Raw genomic sequence first — 25,967 nt, forward strand, 5'->3', positions numbered from 1 at the left:
CGGGTGGTTCAGCCCGGCGCCGGTCCGTCGACGGCGGCCCGCAGCTCGTGCAGCCGTAGTGCCAGATGGAGGCGCAGGGCCGAGTCCGCCGAGCGCCAGTCCTCGCCGAGCAGGACACCGATCCTGTCCAGCCGCTTCAGCAGGGTGTTCAGGTGGACGTGCAAGGCGCGTGCCGTCTGGCTCAGATTTCCCGAGTGGGCGAAGTAGGCGGCCGCCGTCGCCACCAGGCGCGTGGAGCGGCGGCGGTCGTACTCGAGGAGCGGGCCCAGGCTGTCGGCGAGGAACCGGTCGAGGTCGTCGGCCCGGTCGGGGTCGAAGACGAGGGCGTACATCTCGTACTGCTGCGTGCCGGCGCCGCGGTCGGTCTCGCCCAGCGCGCGCAGGACCTTCAGGCAGCGCAGGGCGAGGGCGTGGGAGCGGGACCGTTTCTGGCCGGTGATCCGGTCGCAGACCACGAGGGCGGGGGCGCCGAGCGCCCGGCGCAGCGAGTCGTGCAGGGCGCGGGGCAGGTCGTTCTCGTCCCCGGTGCGCAGGAGCATCGTGGCGCGGCCGAGGTATTCGCCGGCCAGCCCCGACCAGGCGGAGGAGAAGGGCTTGAGCTGCCGGACGATGTCGGCGGCGGATCGTTCGGGGCATTCGACCACGACGAGGGTGTCGAGGTGGTCGACGTCGACCCCGCGGGACAGCGCCCGGTCGCGCTGGGCGGGATGCAGGGGCGACGGTGACATCAGCTCCATGAGCAGTTCGCCCCGCACCCGTTCCTCGGCCTCGACGCGCGCGTCCCGCATGAGGATCAGCAACCCCATGATCTGGGCGGAGCGCTCGAGCATGCGGACGTCCGCCGGTTGCGGGGCGGCCTCGCGAGTGAGGCACAGGAAGCCGAAGTGGCTGCCACCGGCCCGCGCGGCGATGACGCTGCGGTAGCCGCCGTCCCGGCCCCGCGCGGAGACGCACCGCCCGGTGCCGCGGGCCTCGTCGCGCAGCCGGCGTCCCAGGTCCTCCTCTCCGTCCTCGCCCGCCTCGCCGTGCGGCCGGACCGCCAGGACCCTGTCGTCGCGGTCCTGGATGGTGACCGTGCCCTGGAGCTGCTCGACCAGCAGGTGGGCGATGTCGCCGGGCCCGCCGCCGGTCAGCACCACATGGGTCAGGGCCTCGTGCACGGCTGCGGCCCGTTCCAGTGTGGAGACCTGCTCCTCGATCGTGCGGTAGGCGTCCTCGAGCCGCCGGAGCGACACCCGGGTCTGCTCGTAGAGGCGGGCATTGTTGAGGGCGACCGCGGCATGGCTGGCGAAGGCGCTGAAGAGCGCCACCTCGTCCTTCTCGAAGGGGCGCTCGGTGCGGTCGGCGGCGAAGAGCGCGCCGATCGCCTCCTCGCCCACCAGCAGCGGTACACCCAGGAGGGCCGTGAGTCCTTCGCGGGGCACGAGCAGGTCGAAGGTGGGGTCGTGGGGCAGGGCCTGCGCCTGGCGGTAGTTGCTCACCCAGAACGGCGCCTTGTCCTCGAGTACGCGCCCGCCGAGGCCCCGTCCCGGCGGTACGCGCGCGGACGAGAACTCCGACGAGATCGTGCCGGCGGACGCCTTGAGGGTGAGGTAGCCCTCGGCGTCCAGCAGGGACAGATAGACGAAGTCGCTGCCGATCAGTTCGTGGGCGTGCCGGACGATGGACCGCAGCACCTCGTCGACCTCGCGCAACGCGGTGAGCGAGCGGGCCGTCTGGTAGAGGCTGCTCAACTCCCGTTCGCGGCGCAGCCGGTAGGACGTCAGCTCGCCGTCGCCGCTGGAGCCGGCCGTGCCGGAGTCGTTCTGCGCCATCGTTGCCACCGCCTCTGCCTCAGGTGGTGAATTCATACACCATCGCGGCACCAGCGGTGTAGGTACGTTCCATCTCCGCTCAGGCCCGCAGCGCCCTACTGTCACCTGTCACCGCACACGTAACCCCGTCGGGGCCCGGCTTCCCTTGGAGTGACAAGCATGTCGATTCCTGCTGTCGGCGGTCTGCACACCGTCGCGACCCGCAAGGCGATGCTGCGGCTGCTGCCTCTCCTCTGCCTCACCTACTTCATGTCCTACGTCGACCGGACCAATATCGCCCTGGCCAAGACCCATCTGCAGGCGGACGTGGGCATCAGCGCGGCGGCGTTCGGCCTGGGCGCCGGGCTCTTCTTCCTGACGTACGCGCTGTTCGAGGTGCCCAGCAACCTCGTCATGTACCGCGTGGGTCCGCGGCGCTGGATCGCCCGGATCGCTCTGACCTGGGGCGCGGTGACGTCCCTCATGATGTTCATCGCCGACGACGTCACCTTCTACATCGGGCGGATCGCCCTCGGCGCCGCCGAGGCGGGTCTGTACCCGGCGATGATGTTCATGATGACGCGATGGTTCGCGCAGAAGGACCGCGCCACCGCGATCGGGTTCATCTACCTGGCGCCGACGCTCGGTCTGCTCCTGGGCGGGCCGCTCGGCGGTGCCCTGATGGAGCTCGACGACGTCGCCGGATTCCACGGCTGGCAGTGGATGTTCCTCATCGAGGGCCTGATCACCATGGCCATCGGGCTGGTCGTCCTGGCCTTCCTGCCCGAGGTCCCGGCCGACGCGAAGTGGCTGGCCGAGGATGAGGCCGCCGTGCTCAGTCAGCGGGCCGAGGACGGCGGCCGGGGCGCCGGCGGGCACAGCCTCAAGGGCAACGTCGGTCAGGCGTTCGGGCGGCCGTTCATCCTGCTCATCGGTGTCATCTACTTCCTGAACCAGCTGACGATGAACGGAGTCACGTTCAACGTGCCCTCGATCATCGAGTCGCTGGACGTGAACGGCTCCTTCCTGATCGGCCTGCTCAGCGGAGTGACCGGCATCGGCGGCACGATCGGCGTGCTGGTGGTCCCCGCGCTGTTCCGCCGCCTCCCCCGCGAGTCGCTGACCATCGGCGTCCTCGCGGTGACCCCCGCCCTGATCGCGGCGGTGTTCCTCGCGGTCTCCTCCCCCGCCGTGCGGATCGTCCTGATCGGTGTCATGTCGATGCTGCTCTTCGGCACCCTGCCCGTCTTCTGGTCGGTCGCCATGGCCCGGATGTCGGGGATCGTGGCGGCCGCCGGGCTCGCCTTCATCAACACGGTCGGCCTCTGCGGCGGGTTCGTCGGGCCGTATCTGTTCGGTCTGGCCGAGTCCGACTCCGGGGACCCGACCTCCGGCTTCCCCATCGTGATCGTCGCGTCCCTCGTGGCGGGCGGACTCGCCGTCGCCCTGCGCTGGGCGCTGCGCAGGGAGGACCGCGCGACCCCGCAGGCCGCGGCACCGTCCACCGTCGAGCGCGACCCGGAGGTACTGACGTGACGTTCCTGCCCGGAGAAGGATTCCCCCTGTCCGGGATCCCCGGCGCGTACGCCGCCAAGATCGGGGACACCGTGGTGGTGCGCGCCGGAGCGGACACACTGACGTGGACGGAGCTGCATCGAGGGAGCAACCGGGTCGCGCGCGGACTGCTGGCCGCCGGAGCGGCCACCGGCCGGATCGTGACCCTGCTGCTGCCCAACTCGACCGATCTCGTCCTGGCCGTCTTCGCCTGCTACAAGGCCGGCGCCACCCCCCAGGTCCTGTCGCCCCGCATGAGGCCGGCGGAGCTCGACGCCGTCCTCGAACTGGGCGACCCGGCCGTGGTGGTCACCGAGGCGGACAGCTCGCTCGTCGACCGCACGAGGGCGGTGACGGTCGAGGAACTGGGCGCCGGGCAGAGCGACGACGACCTGGAACCGGCGATCGCGACGTCCTGGAAGGCCCCCACCTCCGGCGGCTCCACCGGCCGCCCGAAGATCATCCTGTCCGGCAGGCCGGCCGTGACCTCCTCGTTCGACTCGGACATGTGGCGGATCGGCGCCGGCGAGGAGGCGCTGATCACGGCTCCGTTGCACCACAACGCCCCGTTCGTCACCGCCCTGACGACGATCTTCCTCGGCGGCTCGGTGACCCTGCTGACCAGGTTCGACGCCGAGCGGACGCTCTCCGCGATCGACGAGTACGGGGTGACGTGGGTGTATCTGGTGCCCACGATGATGCGCAGGATCACGGCGCTCCCGGACGAGGTCCGCGACACATACTCGCTCGCCTCCCTGCGTGCCGTCTGGCACTGCGCGGAGCCCTGCCCCGTCTGGCTGAAGAGGAAGTGGATCGACTGGCTGGGCGCCGAACGGATCTGGGAACTGTACGGCGGCACGGAGGCGGAAGCCGGCTGCACCCTCCGCGGCGACGAGTGGACCCGACACGTCGGCTCTGTGGGCAAGGTGACATGGGGTCAGATGAAGCTCCTCGACCCCGAGGGTACGGAGATCACCGAGCCCGATGTCTCCGGGGAGATCTACATGCGGGTCACTCCGGGGGCCCCTGCCACCTACCGCTACATCGGCTCCGAGGCCACCACGCGCGACGGCTGGTCCTCGCTGGGGGACATGGGACGGTTCGACGCGGACGGCTATCTGTACCTGCTCGACCGCCGCTCGGACATGATCACGGTCGGGGGCGTCAACGTGTATCCGGCGGAGATCGAGGCCGCACTGGTCGAGCACGAGCAGGTGCTGACCGCGGTCGTCATCGGCCTGCCCGACACCGACACCGGGAACCGGCTGCACGCGATCGTCCACACGCCCCGCCAGGCCGACGTCACGCCGGACGACATCCACGCCTTCCTCGACGGCCGGCTGTCAGGGCACAAGCTGCCCAGGTCGATCGAGCTCGTCCATGACTCCCTGCGTGACGCGGCGGGCAAGGTGAGGCGTTCGGAGCTGCGCGCCGAGCGCATGCCGGAGCCGAGCCGATGACGCCTCCCCCGTACCGACCTCGCCACCGGACCGAGCAGGAGGAAACCGCATGAACCCGCGCACGCTGACGGGAGTCGCCCTCGCCACGGCCGGCGTGCTCCTGGCCGTCCCGGCGCACGCGCGTCCGTCCCAGGTCGTGACCCCGAGTGCCGACGCCCGGTGCACTTCGCTGGCCGGGACCGCCATCCCGTCGAGCGCCATCTCCTTACGCACCCGTGGCGGCCGTGTCGACACCGCGTCCCCGGTGACGGAGACCGTCGGCGGGGTGAGCCTCACCTACTGCCGGGCCGACGCCGCCCTCTCCCCCGTCGACCGCTCCGCGCCCGACATCCGGCTCCGCGTCGCCCTCCCCCTCGACTGGAACCGCAGATCCATGATGTTCGGGGGCGGCGGCTACAACGGCACCGTTCCCGACGTCCGGGGCAACGTCCCCTTCGCGCCGGCGGACGGTGCCCCGCCGCTCGCGCGCGGCTATGCGACGTACGCCGGCGACTCCGGGCACCAGGCGGACCCCGCCAAGCACCCCATCCTCTCCCTGGACGGCTCCTTCGCCGTCAACGACGAGGCGCTGCGGAACTTCGCCGCCGGGGACGCGCTCAAGAAGACGCACGACGCGGCCCAGTTCCTGATCCGTACGTTCTACCGGGCGAAGCCCCGGCACACCTACTTCGCCGGCGGCTCCACCGGGGGCCGGGAGGCGCTGGCGATGATCCAGCGGTGGCCCACCGCCATGGACGGCGTGATCTCCGCCTACCCGGCCTGGAACAACCTCGCCGAAGCGCTCTACCTGGGACACGCGACACACGAACTGGCGCGCCCCGGGGCGTTCCCTGGGCCAGAGAAGCAGACACTGCTCTACGAGAGTGTCATGCGCGCCTGCGACGGACTGGACGGACTGACCGACCGGGTCGTCTCGAACCCGGACGCCTGCCGATTCGATCCCGGCACCCTGCGCTGCCCGGACGGCGCCGACACCAGCCCCTCCTGCCTCTCGGACCGCCAGATCGCCGCGATCAGGGTCATCTCCTCCCCCTGGAAGTGGCCGTACCGCGTAGCCAGTGGTGAACGCGGTTACCCCGGCTTCCCGTTCCTCTCCGGAGCCGATCTGCGCACCCCGGTCCTGGGCTTCGGCACGACCGCGCCGTCCACACCGATGCCGCTCACGAGCGGGTACGGCATGCAGTACTGGGACCAGTGGGTGCGGTACTTCCTCACGCGGGACCCCGACCGCGACTCCCTGAGCGTCGACCCGGCGCGGCCCGGCACCTGGCTCAAGCGCATCAGCGAGCTGTCGAAGCTCCAGGACATGAACGACGCGGACCTCTCCCCCTTCGCCCGGGCGGGCGGCAAGCTTCTGCTCCTGCACGGGGCGGCGGACGAACTGGTCTCGCACCGGGCGACGAACGACTACTACGAGCGGGTGTCGGACGTGGTGGGGCCGCGCGGGACACGGGAGTTCATGCGGTACTACCTGGTGCCGGGCGCCAATCACGCGAACTTCGGCAGCCCTGCCTTCGCCGCCTCCTGGGACTCCCTGACGGCGATCGAGCGGTGGTCCGAGCAGGGCAGGGCGCCGGTCGCACCGGTCGTCGTGGACGCGGGCGGCGGCAGGGCACGGCCCCTGTGCGAGTACCCGAGTTGGCCGAGGTACCGGACCGGGGATCCTGATGACGCGGCCGGCTTCAGGTGCGTTCGAGGGTGAGGGGTGCCTGAGGCGGGGGTGCGCGGCGAGGGATCAGCTCTCGGCACGCCGCTAGACCTGGCAGAGGGACTGCATGGCCTCGCGTTCGATGCGGGCGAGTTGCTGGAGCAGGTCGCCGGCCTGGGTGAGGTGCTCCGGGTCGCCGGACTCTCCCGCTGCCGCGATGAGCCCGGCGACCCGGGTCCAGAGGGTGGCCGCCTCGCCGTACAGCCTGTGTCCGGTGCGCAGGTGGTCGCTGTCGATCCACTGGGCGCACTCCGCGAGGAAGTCCCGGTACAGGTTGCGGAACAGCGCTCCCCCGGTTCCGGCCTTCTCCATGAGGAGCGCGGCCCGGGGCAGGTCCTCGCCGGGGCGGTCGCTGCGCTGGAGCCACGACCGCACCAGTCGCGAGGCCTTCTCGATGCCGCGGTGCCCCAGGTTGGCGATGGGCGGGTTGAGGAAGGCATCGGCGCACGCTCTGATCGCGGGACGCGCGCTCTCCTCGGGCAGCCGGTGATCGCGGGGCGCGCGGATCGTGAACGAGCGGTGCCGGGCGGTCATGGGGCCACGTTCGGCCCGCGCTCTGGCGAGGCTGTCGAGGCTCGTGGTGACGGCTCCGCCCTGCGGGTCGGTGTCCACGAGGTAGGCGTTGTCGTCGTCGTAGCCGTACAAGGCGACGACGTGGCCGCCGAAGTGCACCTTGGTCGTGAAGTAGTTGAGGTGGTAGCTGTCGAGCTGCAGGCCGAGCGGCCGTCCGCCGTCGATGGCGGTCGTCACGTACTGCCACGCCTTGCGCGGCGAGGTGGTCTCCTCGACCTGAAGGTCGAGGCCGAGCGCTGCGGTCAGATTCCTGGTGAGCTCGAACGGCTTGACCCGGCCACCGAGAAAGGGGAAGCCCATGTTCTTGCTGTCCCAGTAGATGAAGGAGAGCCCGGAGCCGAGCCCGAAGAGCATCTGCTCGGACAGGTCGATCCCTTCGTGTCGCAGGAGCACACCGAGCGTCGTCGTCTCGCAGTGCTGCATGCCGCGCGCGTCGATGTCTCCGAGCAGGGTCATGCCGCTCATTCTGCTTCCCCGCGCCGTGCCGCGAAGGGAAATTCCCCTCCCCCGCGCGGCCGGAACACGGAGTGCGACCGGCGCGGGCCGGTGGGAGCGTGGAAGGGGAATCCTGCCGGCCCGGCCTTTGGTCCTTTCGGCTCCGGGAGAGCGAAGGCAGCTCGAGATCCGGTTGTCACGCGGTCACCCCACGAACCGGCCCTCGGTGAGCGCGGATCTTGCCGCAGCGAGACAGAAGAGCGGGCCCACATCTTCGATTGGCTGATCGAGATCTTCAACGATCGCGCTCCTGGCGTTCTGCGACTCCGGTGACGGGCACGCCGGCCCCCGTGAACGCGCGGTGGAACGTGAAGGCGTGCGGCGCCGGGCCGTGGTCGTGGAGGTGCTCAAGCTTGGCGACGCCGTCCTGCCAGGTGGGGGTCGCGTCGTCGGGGACCCACCAGATGACGTGACTCGGGCGCCCCGTCCGCTCGAACCAGTCGTAGCGCCTGTTGAGTGCCGCGCGGTGCAGACCGGTGTAGATGGCGTCGAACGCGGGGCGCAGGCCGGTCCAGAGTGACAGGGTCGCGGCGAGGGCGGTGGTCTCCACCGTGCGGCCCTTGTCGTACCAGCTGGGCACGGTGAACTCGCCCCAGGCGCCCCAGTCCGCGCCGAAGAGCAGGCCTCGGTCACCGCCGTTCGTGATGGCATGCCCCAGGTACCCGGGGTGCTGACCGATCTTCCGGTAGACCGCCTCACCCGTCTCGTAGAACTCGCGTGTGGCAGGCGTGGAGTCGGCCAGAGGGGTCTTCAGGGTCCCGAAGGTGTACAGGGCGAGACGGGGCATGCGGGCTCTCTCCGAGGGGCGCAGGGGGTCGTACGAGGGCGAGGACCCGTGGAACGTAGCCGCATCCGGCGGCGTTGTCGAAGTTGCGTTCTGCCTGCTGAGGTGGCTTCCTGCATACGGCACTTGGCGGTACCGGGGCGGTGGTGCGCGCCATCGCGTCGGTGAGCCCTTTCTCGGCTGCGGCGGGTGGGCATACTGCGGGCGTGGCGACCTACAACAGCATCGGTGTGACCTACGCGCAGACCCGGCGACCCGACCCCCGCATCGCGGCCACCATCCGTCGAGCCCTCGGTGGTGCCGCCACCGTCATCAACGTGGGTGCCGGCACCGGCTCCTACGAACCACCCGAGACCGTCGTGGCCGTGGAGCCCAGCGCGGTGATGATCGCCCAACGGCCGGACCACGCCGCGCGGGCCGTGGAGGCGACCGCGGAGGCGATCCCCCTCGCCGACGAATCGGCCGACGCGGCGATGGCGTTGCTGACGGTGCATCACTGGGTTGACCTGGCTGCGGGTATCGGCGAACTCCGCCGGGTCGCGCGGCGACGGGTCGTCGTCTTCACCTTCGACCCGGACGTCAACCACAGGTTCTGGCTGCTGGACGAATACCTGCCGGAGGCAGCCGCGTTCGACAGCACACGCGCTGCTCCGATCGACCGCTTGGCGGCGCTCATGGGAGGCGCCCGCGTCGAGACGGTCCCCGTGCCGCACGACTGCACCGACGGCTTTCTCGCCGCCTTCTGGCGCCGGCCCGAGGCCTACCTCGATCCGCGCATCCGGGCCGGTATCTCGATGTTCGCCCAGGCCGGTGAGGACGTCGTCCGGTCCGGGCTGCACCGGCTGGCCGACGATCTGTCGTCCGGCCGGTGGCACCGGCGTCACGCCGACCTGCTCGGCCGGGAGTCACTCGATGTCGGATACCGGTTGCTCGTGGCCGAGTTGTAGGTTTCAGGTGTGCGGGACGGTCTTGCCCACGGGATGCGTGGCTGACGGCCGCCACTCCCTTCTGAGCAGGCCGTACACCCAGGAGTCGGAGACGTCCCCGTTCACGACGCAGTCCTCCCTGAGCGTCCCTTCGCGCACGAATCCCATCTTCTCGAGGACCCGGGCCGATGCCGCGTTGCGTGTGTCGGCCTCGGCCTGGACGCGGTTGAGGTCCAGCGTCTCGAACGCCCAGCGCAGCAGGGCGTGTGCGGCCTCCGTGGCGTAGCCGTGTCCCCACATCGCATCGCCGAGGACGTAACCCAACGAGGCGCTGCGGTAGTCGCGGTTCCATCCGGACAGCCCGCACCAGCCGACGAACGCCCCGTCCGAGGCACGGTCGATGGCCACGCGCGCCCCGGTGCCCTCTTCCGCCATCGTCCGGCACACCGCGATGAACCGCTCCGCGCGTGCGCGGTCCGTCCACGGCGGGGAGTCCCAGTAGCGCATCACGTGGGCGCTGCTGTGGAGCGCGTAGAGAGGTGCCGCGTCGGCGTCCGTGAAGGGGCGCAGTCGCAGGCGCGCGGTGTGCAGGGTCGGGGTCGGCAGAGTCATGCGCACCATCTTGTGGCCTGGCGGGGAGGCGGTGCATCTGATTACCGGTCCCGACCGATTCACCAGTGACCGTGCGCAGCGCACCCCACACCCACCGCGACCATGCCGAATTCTTACCTCCCCAACACCCGGCGATTAGACAGACCTGTCTACTATCGACGAGTCCGGTTCGCCCCTCTTGCCGAAAGTGACTCATGAGTCGCGCAACCACCGCTTCCCCCTCCGCCCCTCCGACCGTCACGATCAAGCAGCACCCGGCGCACGCGGTTCCACGGCGCAGGTTCCTGCCTCTGGGGCCCAGGACCTCGATGGCCGTCTTCGCCTCGATCCTCATGTCGCTGCTGGGCTCGTCCAGCGCACCGACCCCCCTCTACGCGATCTACCAGCAGCACTGGGGGTTCTCGCCCATCACCATCACCGTCGTCTTCGGCGTGTACGCGGTGGCCGTGCTCTCCGCGCTCCTGTTCTTCGGCAAGCTCTCCGACCATGTCGGCCGGCGGCCGGTCGTCGTGACGGCCCTGGTCGTGCAGGTGGTGGCCATGGCCGTCTTCATGGGCGCCAGTGACGTGGGGGCACTGATGACGGCCCGCGTCCTGCAGGGACTGAGCGTGGGCGCGGCCGTCGGAGCCCTCGGTGCCGGGATGCTGGACATCCACCCGCGCCGGGGCGGGTTCCTGAACTCCTTCGCGCCCATGCTGGGCACCGCGTCCGGGGCGATCGTCTCCGGGCTGATCGTGCAGTACCTGCCGGCGCCCACCCGCCTCGTCTACGCGATCCTGCTCGTCGTCTTCGCCCTGCAGGCCCTGGCCGTCCTCGCCATGCCGGAGACGGTGAGCCGCAAGCCCGGCGCCCGCGCCAGCATGATCCCCGAGTTCAAGCTGCCCAGATCGGCGCGCGCCGGCGTGGCCATCGCCGTGCCCGTGATGTTCGCCGTGTGGTCCATGAGCGGTCTGTACGGGGCCCTGGGCCCGTCGATCACCCGGGCCCTGACGCACTCCACCTCGGTGGTGTGGGGCGGGCTGCCGCTGTTCGTGCTCGCGGTCTCCGCGGCGCTGACCACGGTGACGCTGCGGAGCGCCGGCGCGCGGTCCGTGATGCTGCTCAGCATCGGCACGCTCATACTCGGCGCGGCCATCACCGTGCTGGCCATCGGCTCGGGCGACGGCGGCACCGGGTCCGTGATCGGGTTCTTCGTCGGCACCGCGATCGCCGGCATCGGCTTCGGCAGCGGGTTCCAGGGCGGCATCAGGCTGGTCATCCCGCAGGTCGAGGCGCACGAGCGGGCCGGTGTCCTCTCCCTGCTGTACGTGGTCTGCTACGTCGGCCTGGGCCTGCCCGCCATCATCGCCGGGGTGCTGGTCGTGCACGGCGGCGGCTTGATCGTGACGTCCAGGGAGTACAGCATCACTCTCATCGTGCTGGCCCTCGTCGCCCTGGCCGGACTGCTGCGCAACGGCCGCCGGAACCGGAACCGGCTCGAGGCCCAGGTGTCCGAAGCCTGATCCGGACGCTCGCACGGGTCTACAATGAACAGGTCTGTCTAGAGAAAGGTGAGCGCCATGGCTGCCAGGGCCTCCACCCGGGTGTCCGCGCGAGAGCGTCTCCTCACCGCGGCCGACGAGCTCTTCTACGGCGAAGGCGTGCAGACCGTCGGTATCGACCGGGTGATCGAGCACGCCGGAGTGGCCAAGGCGTCCCTGTACAACACCTTCGGCAGCAAGGAAGGCCTGGTCTGCGCCTACCTGGAACTCCGCTTCGAGCGCCGTAAGGAACACATCACCCGGGCGCTGACACGTTTCCGTACACCGCGCGAGCAGTTGCTCGGCGTCTTCGACGCGTTGGGTGAGGCGTTCACCGACCCCGGGTACAACGGCTGCGCCTTCGCCCGGGCCACGTCCGAGGCGGACGAGGACAGTACCGTGCGCAAGGTCGCCGACGGCTACCGGGAGTGGCTGCGCGGCCTGTTCGCCGAGCTGGCCGCCGAGGCCGGGTTCGCCGACCCGGACACCATCGCCCGGCAGTTCATGCTGCTGTACGACGGCGCCGGGCAGTCCGCGAAGATGGACCACGATCCCTCCGCGGCCACGACCGCCCGGGGCGCCGCGGCCGTACTGCTGGACGCCTCCCCGCTCCGGCCGGCCGGAGCGGCGTAAGGCCCCGCGCGGGGCTCGACCTGGGCGGACGGCACGAGCGACTCGACTGAGGACACAGTCGCCGGGTCGGCTCATTCCTCGGCGTCGAGCGCCGCCAGCCCGTCCTGCCACCGTCGTCGGCGTTCCTCCTCGGACTGCTCCCACCAGGGGGCGCCTCGCTCCCCCAGGGCGACCTTGGCCCGCTGGACGCGAGCGCGGGCCTCTCGCTCGGCCTGCTCGTCACTCGCCGTCGTCGCCGAGCGGACCGCGCGGCGGGCGGACATCAGGTGCTTCCGCAAGCGCGCGGCGGTCTCCTCGGGGAGGGACGGGTCGGTGGCCCGCCATTTCCGTCCGTCGATGACGACGTAGTGCCCGTCGGGGGTCTTCTCCGGTGGTTCACGTGTGCTCACGTGGCGGAGCCTTCCCGTTCCGCTTCCGTCCGCTGCTCGGTCCTGACGTCGGCGGTGGTCTCGGGAGCGGCGCCGTCCTTATGGCGGCGCAGGGTGGTCAGTGCGGCGAGCAGTACACCGACGCCGACGATGGCCAGTCCGCGCAGCCACACCGCGCCCTCGATCTGAGTGGCCAGCAGGACGCACGAGGCGAGGCCCAGCACCGGCAGCACGGTCGGGGCGCGGAAGTGGTCGGCCTCGCCCTCGTCGCGGCGCAGGACAAGGACGGCGGTGTTCACCATGAAGAAGACGATCAGCAGGAGCAGGACCAGCGCCGAGGCCAGGGTGGCGACGCTTCCGGTGAGGGCGAGCAGCATCGCCAGCAGCGTGGTGACGGCGATCGCCGCCCACGGGGTGCGGCGGCCGGGCAGCACCTTGGTCAGCGGGGAGGGGAGCAGGCCGTCCTTCGCCATGCCGTAGGCGAGGCGGGAGGACATGATGCCGGTCAGCAGCGCGCCGTTGGCGACGGCGACGAGCGCGATGGCGCTGAACAGCCGGTCGGGTACGCCGCCCGCTTCCTTGACGACCTCCAGCAGCGGCCCGCTGGACTCGGCGAGCCGCGACGTCGGCACCGCCGCGGACGCGGCCAGGCCCACCAGCACGTACACGGCACCGGCGGTCGCGAGGGCGCCGAACAGGGCGCGAGGGTAGGAGCGCCGCGGGTCGCGGGTCTCCTCGGCGACGTTCACCGAGGTCTCGAACCCGACGAAGGAGTAGTACGCCAGCACCGAGCCGCTCAGGACGGCCGCCGCGGCCCCCTTCTCGGGCGTGCCCAGCTGAGTGAGCCGCCCGACGTCACCGTCGCCGCGCAGCAGGAGCCAGGCGCCGAGGACGATGATGAGGACCAGTCCGCCGACCTCGATGAGGGTGGCGACGACGTTGGCACGGGTGGACTCCTTGATGCCGCGCGCGTTGATCAGGGCGAGCAGACCGAGGAACGCGACGGCGACCAGGCCCACGGGCAGCGTCACGAACTCCGCCAGGTAGTCGCCGCCGAAGCCCCGGGCGAGGGCGGCCACGGAGACGACGCCGGCGGCGAGCATGCAGAAGCCCGCGACGAACCCGGCGAACGGCCCGAAGGCGCGCGTCGCGTAGTGGGACGCTCCGCCCGCCCTCGGGTACTTCGTCGCCAGCTCGGCGTAGGAGGCGGCGGTCAGCAGGGCGAGCAGCAGGGCGACGACGAGCGGCACCCAGACCGCTCCCCCGGCGTCGGCGGCGACCTGGCCGACCAGGACGTACACCCCGGCGCCCAGGACGTCGCCCAGGATGAAGAAGTAGAGCAGCGGGGTCGTCAGGGCGCGCTTGAGCACCGTGCCCTCCCGTGCCCCGCCCGATCCCCCCGTACCCGTCCCCGCCTGCGCCGTCATGCTGTTTCCGCCTCTTCTTGCCATACCGCCTCGTGTCCCCCGAAAGGCGCGATGCACGCTCGCCTTCTGGGCGGACACAGGGACGGGGCCGACTCACGAGACCGCGGGTCCGGTGGCGCTCTCCTCCGTCCAGGCGCGCTCCAGCAGGGCCTCGAAGGGGACGGGAGCGCGTCCTATCAGTCCGGCGAGTGTCGGGGCGACGGCGGTGAACTCACCGTTCCGTGCGGCCGCGAAGATGCTCGGCAACAGGTCGGCGAGGTGACTCGGAGCCCCGTGCGCGAGGATCTGCTCGCGGTAGGCGTCGTCGGGGACGACGGTACGGGTGAACGGGCGTCCGGTGACCCGGGAGGCGATCTCGGCGACCGTGTCGAGGTCGAGCGCGGCCGCGCCGGTGAGCGGCGGGGTGGGCCCCTCGAAGCGGGTCTCCCCGGTGAGGATCGCGGCGGTGGCCTCGGCCAGGTCGTCGTGGCCGGTCCAGGCGACGGGGCCGTCGGCGGGGAGGGCTATGTCGCCGGTGCGGCGGGCGGCCTCGAGGAACTGGAGCGCGCTGGACGCGTAGAAGCCGTTGCGCAGCGCCGTCCAGGGCAGGCCGGTGGCGCGCAGCAGGTCCTCGGTCGCGGCGTGGTCGCGGCAGGGCTGGAAGCGGGAGTCGTGGGCGGCCCCCATATGGCTGGTGTAGAGGATGCGGCCGACGTCCGCCTTCACGGCGGCGTCGATGGCGGTGCGATGGCCGGCGACGCAGTCCTCGCCCGCGCGGTCGAGGGAGACGAGGAGCAGTTGCTCCGCGCCTTCGAAGGCGTGCACGAGCGAGGCGGGGTCGTCGAAGTCGCCCTGCCGGACCCGGACGCCGCGGTCGGCGAGGTCCTGAGCCTTGCCCGGGTCGCGGACGCTGACGCCCACGCGGTCGGCGGGGACGCGCTCCAGGAGGCGTTCGACAACGCGACGGCCGAGCTTTCCGGTGGCTCCGGTCACGATGATCATGCGGTTCTCCCGTGTCTCGGGCGGATGTTTCCAGTGGGTGTTTCCAGTGATTGTTTCCAGTGGAAACACGTTGACGCTAACACTGGAATATCACTGGAAGCAACTTGCCGATATCATCGATTCATGACCACGCGTGACACCCCCGACAGCCCCCGGCGCCGTATCGTCGAGGCCGCCGTCGAGCTTCTGGAGACCGGCGGCCCGGACGCCGTGAGCACCCGTGCGGTCGCCTCGGCAGCGGGTATGCAGCCGCCGGCGATCTACCGTCTCTTCGGGGACAAGGAGGGGCTGCTCGAGGCCGTCGCCGAGCACGGTTACGCGCAGTTCCTGGAGACCAAGCGGGCGCTGCTCGATCCCGCGCCGCAGGACCCGGTGGAGGATCTGCGCCGCGCGTGGGACACGGTGGTGGAATTCGGGATCTCCCGCCCCGAGATGTTCGCCGTGATGACCAGGGCGACCGGGCGCGGAGCGGACCAGGCGCACCGCGCGGGCCTGGAGATGCTCTACGGGCGGGTACGCAGGCTGGCGGCGGGCGGGTGGCTGCGGGTCGACGAGGAACTGGCGGCCCAGATCATCCAGGCCACCGGCCGGGGCGCGGTCACCACCTGGCACTCCACCCCGGCGGAACGGCGCACGCCCGCGCTTCTGACCGCGCTGCGCGAGGCCACGGTCGCCGCCATCACACGCTCCGAGCCCACGGTCCCCGCCACGGAGAACGGCCCGGCCGCCGCGGCCCGCGCCCTGCGCGCCGCCCTCCCGGACAAGGCCGACGTCCTGAGCGAGGCGGAGCAGCACCTGCTGCGCGAGTGGCTGACCCGGCTGGCGGCGGACGGCGGCTCCCCGAGCGCATGACGGGGTGCCGGAGCGGTCGGCTCTCCGGAACGCGTCGTGGGGCGGTCACCGCGATTGAACGGTGACCGCCCCACGGGTGGGTCGGTGTATGTGCTGCGGCGCGTCAGCCCGCCGGGACCCCGGCCGGTGCCGGTGCCTCATCCTTGACGGAAGTCGGGCCGGCGGCGGTCGCGGTGTCCGGGGCGGACTGCGCGGGCGCCACGTTGAGGTCGGTGAGCATCGTCTTCGTGAAGCCGAAGTAGTACGTGGCGAGGAAGCCGCCGAGGTAGCCGACGACCAGACCGCCCGCGTACACGGCGACCGTCTGGCCGAGCCCGTGGTCGCCGTCGAGCAGCGGGAAGAGCGCCCAGCCCGACGGGCCGATCGCGGTGGAGCCGACGTCGGTGCCCAGCTGGTTGAAGAATCCGATGAACGCGCCGCCGAGGGCGCCGCCGGTGCAGGCCGTGATGAACGGGCGGCCCAGCGGCAGGGACACTCCGTAGATCAGCGGCTCGCCGACGCCGAGGAAGCCCGGCCACAGCGCGGACTTGATGGTCCTGCGGATGGACGTGTTGCGGTGCAGTCGGAAGTAGACGGCGATCGCGGCGCCGACCTGGCCCGCGCCGGCCATGGCGAGGATGGGGAGCAGCACGGTGTAGCCCTGCTGCTCGATGAGGGTCGTGTGGATCGGGATGAGCGCCTGGTGCAGACCGAGCATGACCAGCGGCAGGAAGAGGCCGCCGAGGATCAGGCCGGCGCCGGCGCCGCCGTGGGAGAGCAGCCAGTTGGCGGCCTCACCGATCTTCGTGGAGACCTCACCGGCGAGGAACATCAGCCCGAAGAGGGTGACGAGACCGGACACCAGCACGGTGATGGTGGGGGTGACGAGGACGTCGATGGAGACGGGCACCCAGCGGCGGCACCACTTCTCGACCTGCACGGCGAGCCAGGCCGCGCCGAGGGCGCCGAGGACGCCGCCCTGGCCCGGGGAAAGGTGCTGGCCGAACGCCTCCACGTTGGCGACGCCCGCGTACACGATGATCGCGGCGACGGCGCCACCGAGGATCGGTGTGCCGCCGAACTCCTGCGCCGTGTTGTAGCCGACGAACACGGCGATCAGCGCCATGAACCCGGAGGCCATCGCGGCCAGCGCCGGGGTGATGCCGGGCAGCCAGCCCAGGTTGACCAGCAGGCCGTTCAGGCCCGCGATGATGCCGCAGCCGATGAGGGCGGGGATCAGCGGCACGAAGATGTTCGCGATGCGCCGCAGCAGAAGCTTGAAGGGGGTGGCGTTGCGCGCCTTGCGCTCGGCACGCAGGGCGGCACCCTGGGCGGCGAGGTCGTCGGCGGTCACGGCGTCGGGGGCCGCACCGCCGGCGGGGGCGGCCGGCTCGGGAGCGGCGGCGCGCTCCTCCTCGACGAGGGTCTCGAACTCGGGGGTGACGCGGGCGACGGTGCCCGGGCCGAGCACGATCTGGTAGGTGTCGTCCTCGACGACGCCCATCACCGAGGGCAGTGCCTTGAGCTGTTCCTCCTGCACGAGGGTCCGGTCGTGCAGGCCCAGCCGGAGCCGGGTCATGCAGTGGGCCACCGACGCCACGTTCCGTGCTCCTCCGACGAGGGGCAGGATGGCGGCCGCGGTGTCGCGGTACTTGTTCTCGTTCGCCATGAGATCGGCCTTGCTGTGAGTGGTAGGGGCTGGTGCGTCAGGCGGATACGGCTTGCCAGTCGACTGCGGCTTGTCAGTCGGCTGCGGCTTGCCGGTCGGCTACGGCTGTCAGCCGGCCGCGCCTTCGAGGGCGCTGCGCAGATGTCCGTGGGCGGTGCGGAGGAGGCGTTCGGCCGTCGGCGCGTCGACGTCGCCGAGCAGGAGGAGGATCGCGTTCTTGACCTCGCCGCCGGTGGCGGCGAGCGCGGCGGTGACGGCCTCGTCGGAGGCGTCGGTCGCGAGGCCCACGATCCGGTGGGCGCGCGCCCGCAGCTTCTCGTTGGAGGCGCGCAGGTCGACCATCAGGTTCCCGTAGGTCTTGCCGAGCCTGATCATGGTGATGGTGGAGAACATGTTGAGCACCAGCTTCTGCGCGGTGCCCGCCTTGAGCCGGGTCGAGCCGGTCAGGATCTCCGGTCCGACGACGACCTCGACGCCGTGGTCGGCGGCGTGCGCGAGCGCGCTGCCGGCGTTGCAGGACAGCCCAACCGTGAGCGCGCCGAGCGAGCGCGCGTACCGGACGGCCTCGACGGCGTAGGGGGTGCGCCCGGAGGCGGAGATGCCGACCACGACGTCGTCGGCGGTCAGCTTCAGCGCGTCCAGATCCTGCCGGGCCCCTTCCTCGGAGTCCTCGGCGCCCTCGACGGCGGTGACCATGGCGGCGGGGCCGCCCGCGATGAGGCCCACGACCTGCGCGGGGTCGGTGCTGAAGGTGGGCGGGCACTCGGAGGCGTCCAGCACGCCGAGCCGCCCGGCGGTGCCCGCGCCGGCGTAGACGAGCCGTCCGCCCCGGGACATCCGCTCGGCCATGCCGTCGATCGCGGCGGCGATCTCGGGGAGCCGGGCCGCGACCGCCGCGCCGACGGTGGCGTCCTCGGCGTTCATGTGGCGGGCGATGTCCAGCGTGCTGCGGCGGTCGATGTCCGCCAGGTCGGGCCGGTACGCCTCCGTGGCCAGGGTGGCCAGCTGGTCACGCAGCCTGGCGTCACCGACGGCGTCTTGGATGGACATGAACGTTCACGGCTCCTGTGCTTCGGGCGTTTGAGGGGGCTGGGGCGACTTGGGCCACCTGGGAGGTTTCCGTCATACGCGACGGGAGGCCGGTTCGACTGTCCCGTGTGACACGAGAGACACACGAGAGGCGGGATCCCGAGCGTCGAAACTTTCTTTCACTACGCTCCGCCGACATGAAACATATTTTCAGACAGGGGGTGCGTCAAGACCCTCCGGGCGATCACCGGGTCACGCTCCGGGAACGGCCGGGGCGGTGGCCTCGTCGAGGAGTTCGAGGATGTGCCGGTAGGGCCGCCCCGTGGCACGGGTCATGCCGATCTCGCAGGTGCGGTTGCAGGACGCGTAGGCGTCGTACGACCGGCTGTTTATCTCGGCGGCCTGGCGTGCCGTGGCCACCGCGGTGACCTCGGGATGCAGCAGTCCCCGGTCCCCGGCGAAGGCGCAGCAGCCCCAGGAGTCGGGCACGGTGACGTCGGCGCTGAGGGCGGCGGCCACGGTCCGCAGCGCCTCGTCGGCGCCCAGATGAGCCGTGGAACACGTGGGGTGCAGGGCCATGGACGCCAGCGGGCGTACGGCGGGCAGCGCGGGCAGCAGCCGTTCGGCGGTGAAGGCGACGCTGTCCACGAACCTCAGGGCCGCGTAGCGGGCGCGGACCGGTTCGGACAGGGCGTCGGCGAGCCGTTCCAGTCCATGCGTGCAGGACGAGGCGTCGCAGACGACGGGCAGCCTGCCGTGGTCGGAGGCGGCCCACAGGGCGTCCAGCGTGCGGGCCGCCATGGTCCGATGGCCGCGGGTGTACCCCTTGGACTGCCACGGGGTGCCGCAGCACAGCCCCCCGAGCCCGTCCGGCACGGCGACCGGCACCCCCGCGCGTTCGCACAGCCGGAGAAACGCCCGCGCCGACCCTCCGGTCGTACCACCGCCCTCCTCGGGGGCGAAGAGGCTGCCGATGCACGCGGCGAAGAACACGGCCTCCGCCCCGGCGGGATGCCGCGCGGCGGGCCGCTCGGGTCCGCTGCGCGGCATGTCGCCGGTCCACTCCGGCACCAGTTCCCCGGCGCCGAGCCCGCGCATCGCGCGCGTCGCCGCCCGGGTGACGGGCAGCGGGACGGCGTGGGCCGCCTTCAGGGCCGTACGCACCCCCGTGACCGTGCCCTCCCAGTGCCGCGCCACCCGGTCGGCGACGCCCTGGGCCGTCCTGCCATGTCCGTCGGCGCGGAGCCGTTTCATGACCTCGCCCGTGTCGATGTGGACGGGGCAGGCGGTCACGCACAGGCTGTCGACCGCGCAGCTGGCGACGGCGGCATAGCCGTAGTCGTCCTCCAGGACGCGCTTGCGGGCGTCGTCCCCCGCCGCGTCGGCGACGGCGATCTCGCGCAGCAGCGCGATGCGCTGGCGCGGGGTCGTGGTGACGTCCGCGGTGGGACAGACGGGTTCGCAGTAGCCGCACTCGACGCACGCGTCGACGGCCGGGTCCACCTGCGGGACGCTCTTCAGATGGCCGAGGTGCGCCCGGGGATCGTCGTCCAGCAGGACGCCGGGGCTCAGCAGCTGGTGCGGGTCGCAGAGCCGTTTGAGCTCGCGCATCACGTCGTGGAGTTCGTCACCGTACTGGCGCCGGACGAAGGGCGCCATGGCGCGCCCGGTGCCGTGCTCGGCCTTGAGGGTGCCGCCGGCGTCGAGGACGAGGTCGACCATGTCGTCGGTGAAGCGTGCGTAGCGCTCCAGCTCGCCGTCGGAGTCGAACTCCTGGGTGAGCATGAAGTGCAGATTGCCGTCCCGGGCGTGCCCGAAGATCACGGCGTCGTCGTAGCCGTGCCGGGCGAACAGGTCGATCAGGCCCTCGCCGGTGGCGGTGAGCCGGTCCATCGGCACGGCCACGTCCTCCAGCAGGGCCGTCGTGCCCGGGCGGCGCGCCCCGGCGACCGCGGTGTACAGGCCCTTGCGCAGCCGCCACAGCTTGTTCCGCTCCCCTGCGTCACGGGTGAGCGCGGCCGGGGTGAGCGTGGGCAGCAGCCGCAGGGCCGGCTCGGCGGCGGCCACGGTGTGCTCCAGCGCCTCTGCGCTGTCCTCGGCGAACTCGACGAGCAGGGCCGCGTGCCCGGAGACGGTGAGCCGGCGCAGGGCCTCCACCGGCTCGCCGGACCGCTGCGCGACCCGCAGGGAGGCCGCGTCGAGCAGTTCTACGGTCCGGGCGCCGGCGGCGAGCAGGACGGGCAGACAGTCGGTGGCCTCGGCGAGACCCGGCAGGACCAGCAGACCGGTCGCGGTGTGCGGGAGCAGCGGAACCGTACGGAAGACGGCCTCGGCGACGAAGCCGAGCGTGCCCTCGCTGCCGACCATGAGCCGGGCGAGCATGTCGGCCGGGGTGTCATGGTCGAGGAACGAGTTCAGCCCGTACCCCATGGTGTTCTTCATGGCGAAGAGCCGCTCGACCGTGGCCCGCGAGGCGGCCGAGCCGCGCACCCGGTCCCGCAGCCGCAACAGCCCCGCGTGCAGCTCGGGTTCGCGCGCCCGGAGCGCCGCGTCGGCGTCGGCGTCCGCCGTGTCGACGACCGTCCCGGACGGCAGGACGAACCGCAGGGACTCGATGGTGCGGTACGCGTTGTCCCGGGTGCCGCAGTTCATGCCGCTGGAGTTGTTGGCGACCAGACCGCCGATCGTGCAGGCGCTCTCACTGGCCGGATCCGGCCCGAGCCGCCTGCCGTACCGGGCGAGCCGCGCGTTGGCCTGCCGAACGGTCACCCCGGGCTGAAGCCGGACGCGACGCCCGTCGTCCAGGATCTCCGCCTCCCGCCAGTGCGTGCGTACGTCGATCTGGACGCCGTCGCCACCGGCCTGCCCGGCGAGGCTGGTGCCGCCCGAGCGCAGCGTCACGGGGAGGCCGGCCGCACGCGCCCCGGCCATGAGCGCGCCGACCTCGCCGGCCGACGCCGCCCGGACCACGGCACGCGGGGTGAACAGATAGGGGGAGGCGTCGTGGGCCGCCGCGATCCGGCGGGGCAGCGCGGTCGTGACTCGGGCCGGGTCCCCGACGCACGAGGCCAGAAGATCGGCCAGCCGCTCGTCCGAAGGAGGCGGTGACGCGGCGGCGGACGGGACGGAGGCGGTGGGGTGACTCATGGCTCCTCGGCGGCGCCGCAGATCGGCGCGGGTTCGGCGCGGGACGACGGTGGGTCACGGGAGTATCGGGAGCTGTGGCGCCGGATGTCAATAACTTTCAATCGGATGCGTGCGATGAAAATTAGTTACATGCGGTGGGGTGGGTGTGGGGATGCCGTACGACCGCAGGCAGGAACCGACGTCGACCGGGTGACGGCAAGGCCGCCCTGGCCGCCGACCTCACATCTGACCCGGGTGCGTCGTCATGTTGGTGGGGGCAGCGACTGGCGCCCCGGAACGGAGTGAGGAAATGAAGGTCTTCATCGCTGGCGGACGCGGTCGTGTGGGGTCCCCACTTGCCGACACCTTGGAGGCCAAGGGCATCGAGGTGGTCTCGGGAGGCCTTGAGGACGGGATCGACGTGATCTCGGGCAAGGGCCTCGCCGAGGCTCTCGCCGGAGTCGACACCATCGTGAACGTCCTCAACACGCCCCGCTTCGATGCGGACGGGGCGATCTCGTTCTTCGAGGGATCGATCAACAACCTCACGGCGGAGGGCGAGCGGGCAGGTGTGCGCCATCACATCGTGCTCTCCATCGTCGGCGTCGGGGAGGGGGACGCGTCGGAGATCGGCTACTACCTCGGCAAGGTGGCACAGGAGAAGGCCGTGCGTTCGGCTTCGATCCCCGCCACGATCATTCGGGCGACGCAGTTCCAGAGCTACATCCCTGCCCTCATCGACCAGCACACCGTGGACGGGAAGGTTCTCGCTCCGAGGACATTCATCCAGCCCGTCGAGTTGGCCGAAGTCATCGACCTGCTCACCGAAGCGGTCACGACTCCGAAGCCGGGCAGTGAGGTCGAGATCGCGGGACCCGATCGCTTTTACCATGACGACCTTTTCCGCGCCACGCTGGCCCATCGGGGAGACCACCGTGAGGTGGTGACCGTAGACGGAAAGGAGCTCCTCGAGGCCATGATCCCACGCGGCGCGTACCGGAGAGGAACCGTGCGGTATCCGATTCCTGGAATCCCCATCGCCTGAATTCGGTAGTGAAGGACGGCGCGAACAGATTGGAAAAGGGTGCCCCATGCCGAAAGATTCTCCTGCCGAATCAACGGACTCCGGAGGAGTCGAGCGCGATGAATCGCGGACTCTCGATGCGGTCATGACGGAACGCCATCGTCTGCTGTCGCTGGCCTTTCGCATGATGGGCACCCTGGCCGATGCCGAGGACGTCGTGCAGGAGACGTATGTGAGGTGGTACCGCCTCGAGCCCGAGGAACGCGACCGAATCGCCACGCCGGCGGCATGGCTGATGCGAGTCGCGAGCCGCATCTCACTCGACCTGCTCGGTTCAGCGCGCGCTCGACGGGAGACGTACGTCGGGCAGTGGCTGCCGGAGCCGGTTCCGGCCGACCTGTTCGCGGGCACAGCGAAGGCGCCACTGGATTCCGGTCACCCTGCTGCCGATCCGCTTGAACGTGTCACCTTGGATGACGCCGTCAGCATGGCGCTGCTGACGGTCCTCGAGGCCATGACCCCGGCGGAGCGAGTGACATTCGTGCTGCATGACGTGTTCAGCGTCCCGTTTGACGAGATCGCCGGCGTCGTAGGTCGTTCCCCCGCGGCGGCAAGGCAATTGGCGACGTCCGCACGCCGCCACGTCCGTCGGGGGAGACGCGCACAGGTTTCTCCACACCAGCATGACGAGGTCGTCCGGGCATTCCGTGATGCGACCGTCGGAGGGAACATCGAGGACCTGCTTCGCTTGCTGGCTCCAGACGTCGAACTGCGAGTAGACGGCGGAGGCTTCGTCAATGCCGCACCTCGGGTCATCCGCGGGTCGGATCATGTGGCCCGGTGGTTCATGGGAGTGATGCGCAAGCAGCCCGCCCTCCGCCTTGAGCGACGCGATACGGCTGACGGCCTCGGTTACATTCTTCGAAGTGGCGGCGATCGATACGGAATGATGACCTTCGACGTCAGCGCTGAGTGCGTCACGAACGTGTGGCTGATGCTGAATCCCATGAAGCTGACGAATTGGTCACTCGACTAACTGATCGTCTGGAATGATCGCGCGGACCTGCGAAGCGTTGAGATATCTGCGGAACTGACCGGCCCCTTGCATGGTGAGGCACGGCGGCCAGCAGATCACCCTCGTACATGTCGCCTTCCGCCAGCGGGTTGACCCGAAGGACCTCCATCGCCAGCGGTAGGAGGTAGGCGAGGCCCACGTCCTGTCCGATGAGCAACCGCATGTCCTCGACCTTCAGGCCGCCGATCGGTTTGCGCCGGAGCTCGCGCACGGTCGCCATGAGGCGGGTTTCGCCGCCCGCCGGGACCGACCAGCGACGGCCCTCGAGCTCCTCTAGAGAGAGGTCACGGTTCACGCGTCGACTCACCGACCGGCGGCTGCACATGCCATCAACTGCCCGCAGGGCCCGGCGGACTACGGGTGTCGCTTTCGTCGGCGCTGCACCGCGGTGTACGTCTCCTGGAGTGCCTCCGCCGCCGCGTCGTACGACCGTTGCGCCACGGCCACGAACAGGCAGTCGACCAGCGCCAGTTGGGCGATTCGGCTGACCGTTGCGCCTGAGCGGAACGGGGTCTCGCGGGCGGACGTCGTCAGGACCAGGTCGGCCGCCTGCGCCAAAGGTGACTGCGGGAAGTTGGTGAGGGCGACCGTGGTGGCTCCCCGTGCCGCGGCCACCGTCAGCGGCTCGACCGTGTCCTCCGTCTCCCCCGAGTGCGAGATGCCGATCGCCACGTCGCCGGGGCCCAGCAGGGCGGTCGCCGTCAGGGCGGCGTGCACGTCCGTCCAGACGAACGCGATGTGGCCGATGCGATGCAGCTTCTGGTGCAGGTCCTGGCCGACGAACGCGCTGGCTCCGACGCCGAAGATGTCGATGCGCCGGGCCCCGGTGATGGCGTCCACGGCTCGGCCGAGGACGGACGGGTCCACGCTGCGGGACGTCTCGTCGAGGGCACGGACCTCGTTGTAGATGATCTTCTTGACGATCTGTTCCAGGCTGTCGGAGGGATCGATGTCCGTCCCGAGCGCCGACTGCTCCCCGCCCACCGCACGCTCGTGCGCGACCGCGGCGGCCAGCGCGAGGCGCAACTGGGGATAGCTGCCGAAGCCGAGCGTCCGGCAGAACCGCAGTACGGTGGCGGGTGACGTGGCCGCCCGCTCGGCCAGCGCGCCGATGGAGAGTTCCGAACTGCCCGCCGGGTCCGCGATCACGGCGTCGGCGACCCGCCGCAGGGAGGGCGGCAGTGTGGGGCGGCCGGCGCGGATACGGGTGACGGCGTCGGCTCCGCTTCCGCCTGCAGGGCCGCGCTCTGACGTCGTCGAGGGCTCGTCCCGGCGGCTCATCCGCTTCCTCCTCCACCGGACCACGGGCGCTTACGCACCACGTCAGGCAGTTAATCACAACGCGGGGGCGCGGCCGTTTCGGCCTCGGACCTGGGGCATGGCCCTCCACTCAGCCGCAGGGAGGCCGCCACCGGTAGGTGATCGCTGTCGGTGGCGGGCAGCGTCCAGGCCGATCGCGGCTCCATACCCCGTACGAGGATGTGGTCGATCCGGGCCAGCGGGAACGAGGCCGGCCAGCTCAGGCCGAAGCCGTCCCCGGCCGCGTCCTGAGCCGAGCGCAGGCGCGCCGTCAGGACGGACAGGGCGTCGTCGTCCGTGGTGCCGTTGAAGTCGCCGACGACGACGGTCCGGGCCAGCCGCTCGGTGCTCAGCGCGGCGGCGAGGCGGTGGGCACCGGCGTCCCGTGCGCCCGTGCCGAACCCCGACGTAGCCGTGAAACGGACGGACGACAGATGGGCGACGTACACGGCCACCGGCCCCTCGGGGGTGCGGACGGTGGCCCGCAGGGCGCGCGGCCAGGGTGCGATGTCGACCGTTCGGGTGTCGGCGAGGGGGTAGCGGCTCCACAGCCCGACCGTGCCCCGCACCGAGTGATACGGGTGACCGGTGGCCAGCGTCCGCTCGTAGACGGGTGTGCTGTCCCCCAGCTCCTCCAGGGCCACCACGTCGGCACCGGTCGCGGCCAGGGCGCGGGCCGTGCGGGCCGGGTGCGGATTGTGTTCGTTGACGTTGTGCGTCACGACGGTCAGGTCCCCGCCGGGCGCGCGCTTGTCGAGACAGCGCCCGCCGAAGAGGGAGCACCACACGAGCGCGGGGACCAGCACGGCCACGGCGGCCGTGGCGGAGCGCCGGATCGCCGCGCACAGGAGGAGCAGCGGGACCGCGAGGCCCGTCCAGGGCAGGAACGTCTCGACCAGACTTCCGAGATGCCCGGGCCCGGCAGGGATCAAGGAGTGCCCCAGCATGAGGGAGGCCGTCAGAGCGGCGAGCAGGGCGATGATCCGTCCCCGGCGCCATACGCCGTCGTAACGGCGCGGCCGGGCGGGCGGTGGTGGGGTCGAGCTGGGCGAGGGGGCGAGGACCGTGGTCATGGCTCCG

At 71.1% G+C, this 25,967-nt stretch carries 22 protein-coding genes; 9 read left to right on the plus strand and 13 right to left on the minus strand.

The window, feature by feature from the left end; all coding sequences use genetic code 11:
* Nucleotides 1-8: 8 nt before the first annotated feature.
* Nucleotides 9-1,814, minus strand: a complete 1,806-nt coding sequence (locus KBY32_RS14255) for a GAF domain-containing protein (RefSeq protein WP_210980281.1) — start codon at nt 1,812-1,814, stop codon at nt 9-11.
* 159 nt (nt 1,815-1,973) lie between these two features.
* Here KBY32_RS14255 and KBY32_RS14260 point away from each other — a divergent pair, with 159 nt between their 5' ends.
* Genes KBY32_RS14260 through KBY32_RS14270 form a run of 3 tightly spaced genes read left to right on the plus strand, consistent with a single transcriptional unit; the run spans nt 1,974 to nt 6,509 of the window.
* Nucleotides 1,974-3,329, plus strand: a complete 1,356-nt coding sequence (locus tag KBY32_RS14260; protein WP_247689435.1) for an MFS transporter — start codon at nt 1,974-1,976, stop codon at nt 3,327-3,329.
* Complete coding sequence (locus KBY32_RS14265) at nt 3,326-4,807, plus strand: AMP-binding protein (RefSeq protein ID WP_308293729.1); 1,482 nt, start codon at nt 3,326-3,328, stop codon at nt 4,805-4,807. Before KBY32_RS14260 ends, KBY32_RS14265 begins: the two co-directional genes overlap by 4 nt.
* 49 nt (nt 4,808-4,856) lie before the next feature.
* Nucleotides 4,857-6,509, plus strand: coding sequence for a tannase/feruloyl esterase family alpha/beta hydrolase (locus KBY32_RS14270; protein ID WP_210980282.1), 1,653 nt, complete (start codon nt 4,857-4,859; stop codon nt 6,507-6,509).
* A gap of 51 nt (nt 6,510-6,560) precedes the next feature.
* Here the strand turns inward: KBY32_RS14270 and KBY32_RS14275 are convergent, their stop codons facing one another.
* Together KBY32_RS14275 and KBY32_RS14280 are read right to left on the minus strand one after the other, a co-directional pair.
* Complete coding sequence (locus KBY32_RS14275) at nt 6,561-7,544, minus strand: BtrH N-terminal domain-containing protein (protein WP_210980283.1); 984 nt, start codon at nt 7,542-7,544, stop codon at nt 6,561-6,563.
* A 274-nt stretch (nt 7,545-7,818) separates the two neighbouring features.
* Nucleotides 7,819-8,370 (minus strand): DUF3291 domain-containing protein, encoded by a 552-nt coding sequence (locus KBY32_RS14280; protein WP_055619946.1) that lies wholly within the window; start codon nt 8,368-8,370, stop codon nt 7,819-7,821.
* A 203-nt stretch (nt 8,371-8,573) separates the two neighbouring features.
* On the opposite strand from KBY32_RS14280, the gene KBY32_RS14285 reads away from it, so the two are divergent.
* On the plus strand, nt 8,574-9,314 hold the full coding sequence (locus KBY32_RS14285) for a class I SAM-dependent methyltransferase (RefSeq protein ID WP_210980284.1): 741 nt from the start codon (nt 8,574-8,576) through the stop codon (nt 9,312-9,314).
* A 3-nt stretch (nt 9,315-9,317) separates the two neighbouring features.
* Here the strand turns inward: KBY32_RS14285 and KBY32_RS14290 are convergent, their stop codons facing one another.
* Nucleotides 9,318-9,905, minus strand: a complete 588-nt coding sequence (locus KBY32_RS14290) for a GNAT family N-acetyltransferase (protein WP_210980285.1) — start codon at nt 9,903-9,905, stop codon at nt 9,318-9,320.
* A gap of 194 nt (nt 9,906-10,099) precedes the next feature.
* Here KBY32_RS14290 and KBY32_RS14295 point away from each other — a divergent pair, with 194 nt between their 5' ends.
* Together KBY32_RS14295 and KBY32_RS14300 are read left to right on the plus strand one after the other, a co-directional pair.
* Nucleotides 10,100-11,407 (plus strand): MFS transporter, encoded by a 1,308-nt coding sequence (locus KBY32_RS14295; RefSeq protein ID WP_210980286.1) that lies wholly within the window; start codon nt 10,100-10,102, stop codon nt 11,405-11,407.
* A 57-nt stretch (nt 11,408-11,464) separates the two neighbouring features.
* Nucleotides 11,465-12,058 (plus strand): TetR/AcrR family transcriptional regulator, encoded by a 594-nt coding sequence (locus tag KBY32_RS14300; protein ID WP_210980287.1) that lies wholly within the window; start codon nt 11,465-11,467, stop codon nt 12,056-12,058.
* 71 nt (nt 12,059-12,129) lie between these two features.
* On the opposite strand, the gene KBY32_RS14305 is transcribed toward KBY32_RS14300, so the two are convergent.
* From KBY32_RS14305 to KBY32_RS14315, 3 genes are all read right to left on the minus strand, one after another.
* Complete coding sequence (locus tag KBY32_RS14305) at nt 12,130-12,447, minus strand: hypothetical protein (RefSeq protein ID WP_210980288.1); 318 nt, start codon at nt 12,445-12,447, stop codon at nt 12,130-12,132.
* On the minus strand, nt 12,444-13,853 hold the full coding sequence (locus KBY32_RS14310; RefSeq protein WP_210980289.1) for an APC family permease: 1,410 nt from the start codon (nt 13,851-13,853) through the stop codon (nt 12,444-12,446). The genes KBY32_RS14305 and KBY32_RS14310 overlap by 4 nt, the downstream gene beginning before the upstream one ends.
* A 93-nt stretch (nt 13,854-13,946) precedes the next feature.
* A complete protein-coding gene (locus KBY32_RS14315) occupies nt 13,947-14,834 on the minus strand; it encodes an SDR family oxidoreductase (RefSeq protein WP_210980290.1) in 888 nt (295 codons plus the stop codon).
* Between the two features lie 123 nt (nt 14,835-14,957).
* Here KBY32_RS14315 and KBY32_RS14320 point away from each other — a divergent pair, with 123 nt between their 5' ends.
* Nucleotides 14,958-15,686: a TetR/AcrR family transcriptional regulator gene (locus tag KBY32_RS14320; RefSeq protein WP_210980291.1), complete on the plus strand. Its 729-nt coding sequence runs from the start codon at nt 14,958-14,960 to the stop codon at nt 15,684-15,686.
* 103 nt (nt 15,687-15,789) lie between these two features.
* On the opposite strand, the gene KBY32_RS14325 is transcribed toward KBY32_RS14320, so the two are convergent.
* The 3 genes from KBY32_RS14325 to KBY32_RS14335 all read right to left on the minus strand — a co-directional run bounded on the left by KBY32_RS14325 (nt 15,790) and on the right by KBY32_RS14335 (nt 21,510).
* Nucleotides 15,790-17,334, minus strand: a complete 1,545-nt coding sequence (locus KBY32_RS14325; protein ID WP_210980292.1) for a PTS transporter subunit EIIC — start codon at nt 17,332-17,334, stop codon at nt 15,790-15,792.
* 108 nt (nt 17,335-17,442) lie between these two features.
* Nucleotides 17,443-18,384 carry an N-acetylmuramic acid 6-phosphate etherase gene (gene murQ, locus KBY32_RS14330; RefSeq protein WP_210980293.1) on the minus strand — a complete coding sequence of 314 codons (942 nt, stop codon included), beginning with the start codon at nt 18,382-18,384 and terminating at the stop codon, nt 17,443-17,445.
* Nucleotides 18,385-18,615: 231 nt separating this feature from the next.
* Nucleotides 18,616-21,510 (minus strand): FAD-binding and (Fe-S)-binding domain-containing protein, encoded by a 2,895-nt coding sequence (locus KBY32_RS14335; protein WP_210980294.1) that lies wholly within the window; start codon nt 21,508-21,510, stop codon nt 18,616-18,618.
* 289 nt (nt 21,511-21,799) lie between these two features.
* Here KBY32_RS14335 and KBY32_RS14340 point away from each other — a divergent pair, with 289 nt between their 5' ends.
* Entirely contained in the window at nt 21,800-22,534 is a 735-nt protein-coding gene (locus KBY32_RS14340; RefSeq protein WP_210980295.1) for an SDR family oxidoreductase, read from the plus strand.
* Between the two features lie 46 nt (nt 22,535-22,580).
* Nucleotides 22,581-23,549: an RNA polymerase sigma factor SigJ gene (gene sigJ / locus KBY32_RS14345; RefSeq protein WP_210980296.1), complete on the plus strand. Its 969-nt coding sequence runs from the start codon at nt 22,581-22,583 to the stop codon at nt 23,547-23,549.
* Here the strand turns inward: sigJ and KBY32_RS14350 are convergent.
* From KBY32_RS14350 to KBY32_RS14360, 3 genes are read right to left on the minus strand one after another with little or no spacing between them, the layout of a single operon-like run.
* Nucleotides 23,491-23,913, minus strand: a complete 423-nt coding sequence (locus KBY32_RS14350; RefSeq protein WP_282107996.1) for a contact-dependent growth inhibition system immunity protein — start codon at nt 23,911-23,913, stop codon at nt 23,491-23,493. The genes sigJ and KBY32_RS14350 overlap by 59 nt on opposite strands.
* 29 nt (nt 23,914-23,942) lie before the next feature.
* A complete protein-coding gene (locus KBY32_RS14355; protein ID WP_055619933.1) occupies nt 23,943-24,869 on the minus strand; it encodes a MurR/RpiR family transcriptional regulator in 927 nt (308 codons plus the stop codon).
* Between the two features lie 50 nt (nt 24,870-24,919).
* Entirely contained in the window at nt 24,920-25,960 is a 1,041-nt protein-coding gene (locus tag KBY32_RS14360) for an endonuclease/exonuclease/phosphatase family protein (protein ID WP_210980298.1), read from the minus strand.
* Nucleotides 25,961-25,967: the final 7 nt, after the last annotated feature.

This window comes from Streptomyces sp. RK62 (assembly GCF_018070255.1).
GTDB lineage: Bacteria > Actinomycetota > Actinomycetes > Streptomycetales > Streptomycetaceae > Streptomyces > Streptomyces nigra.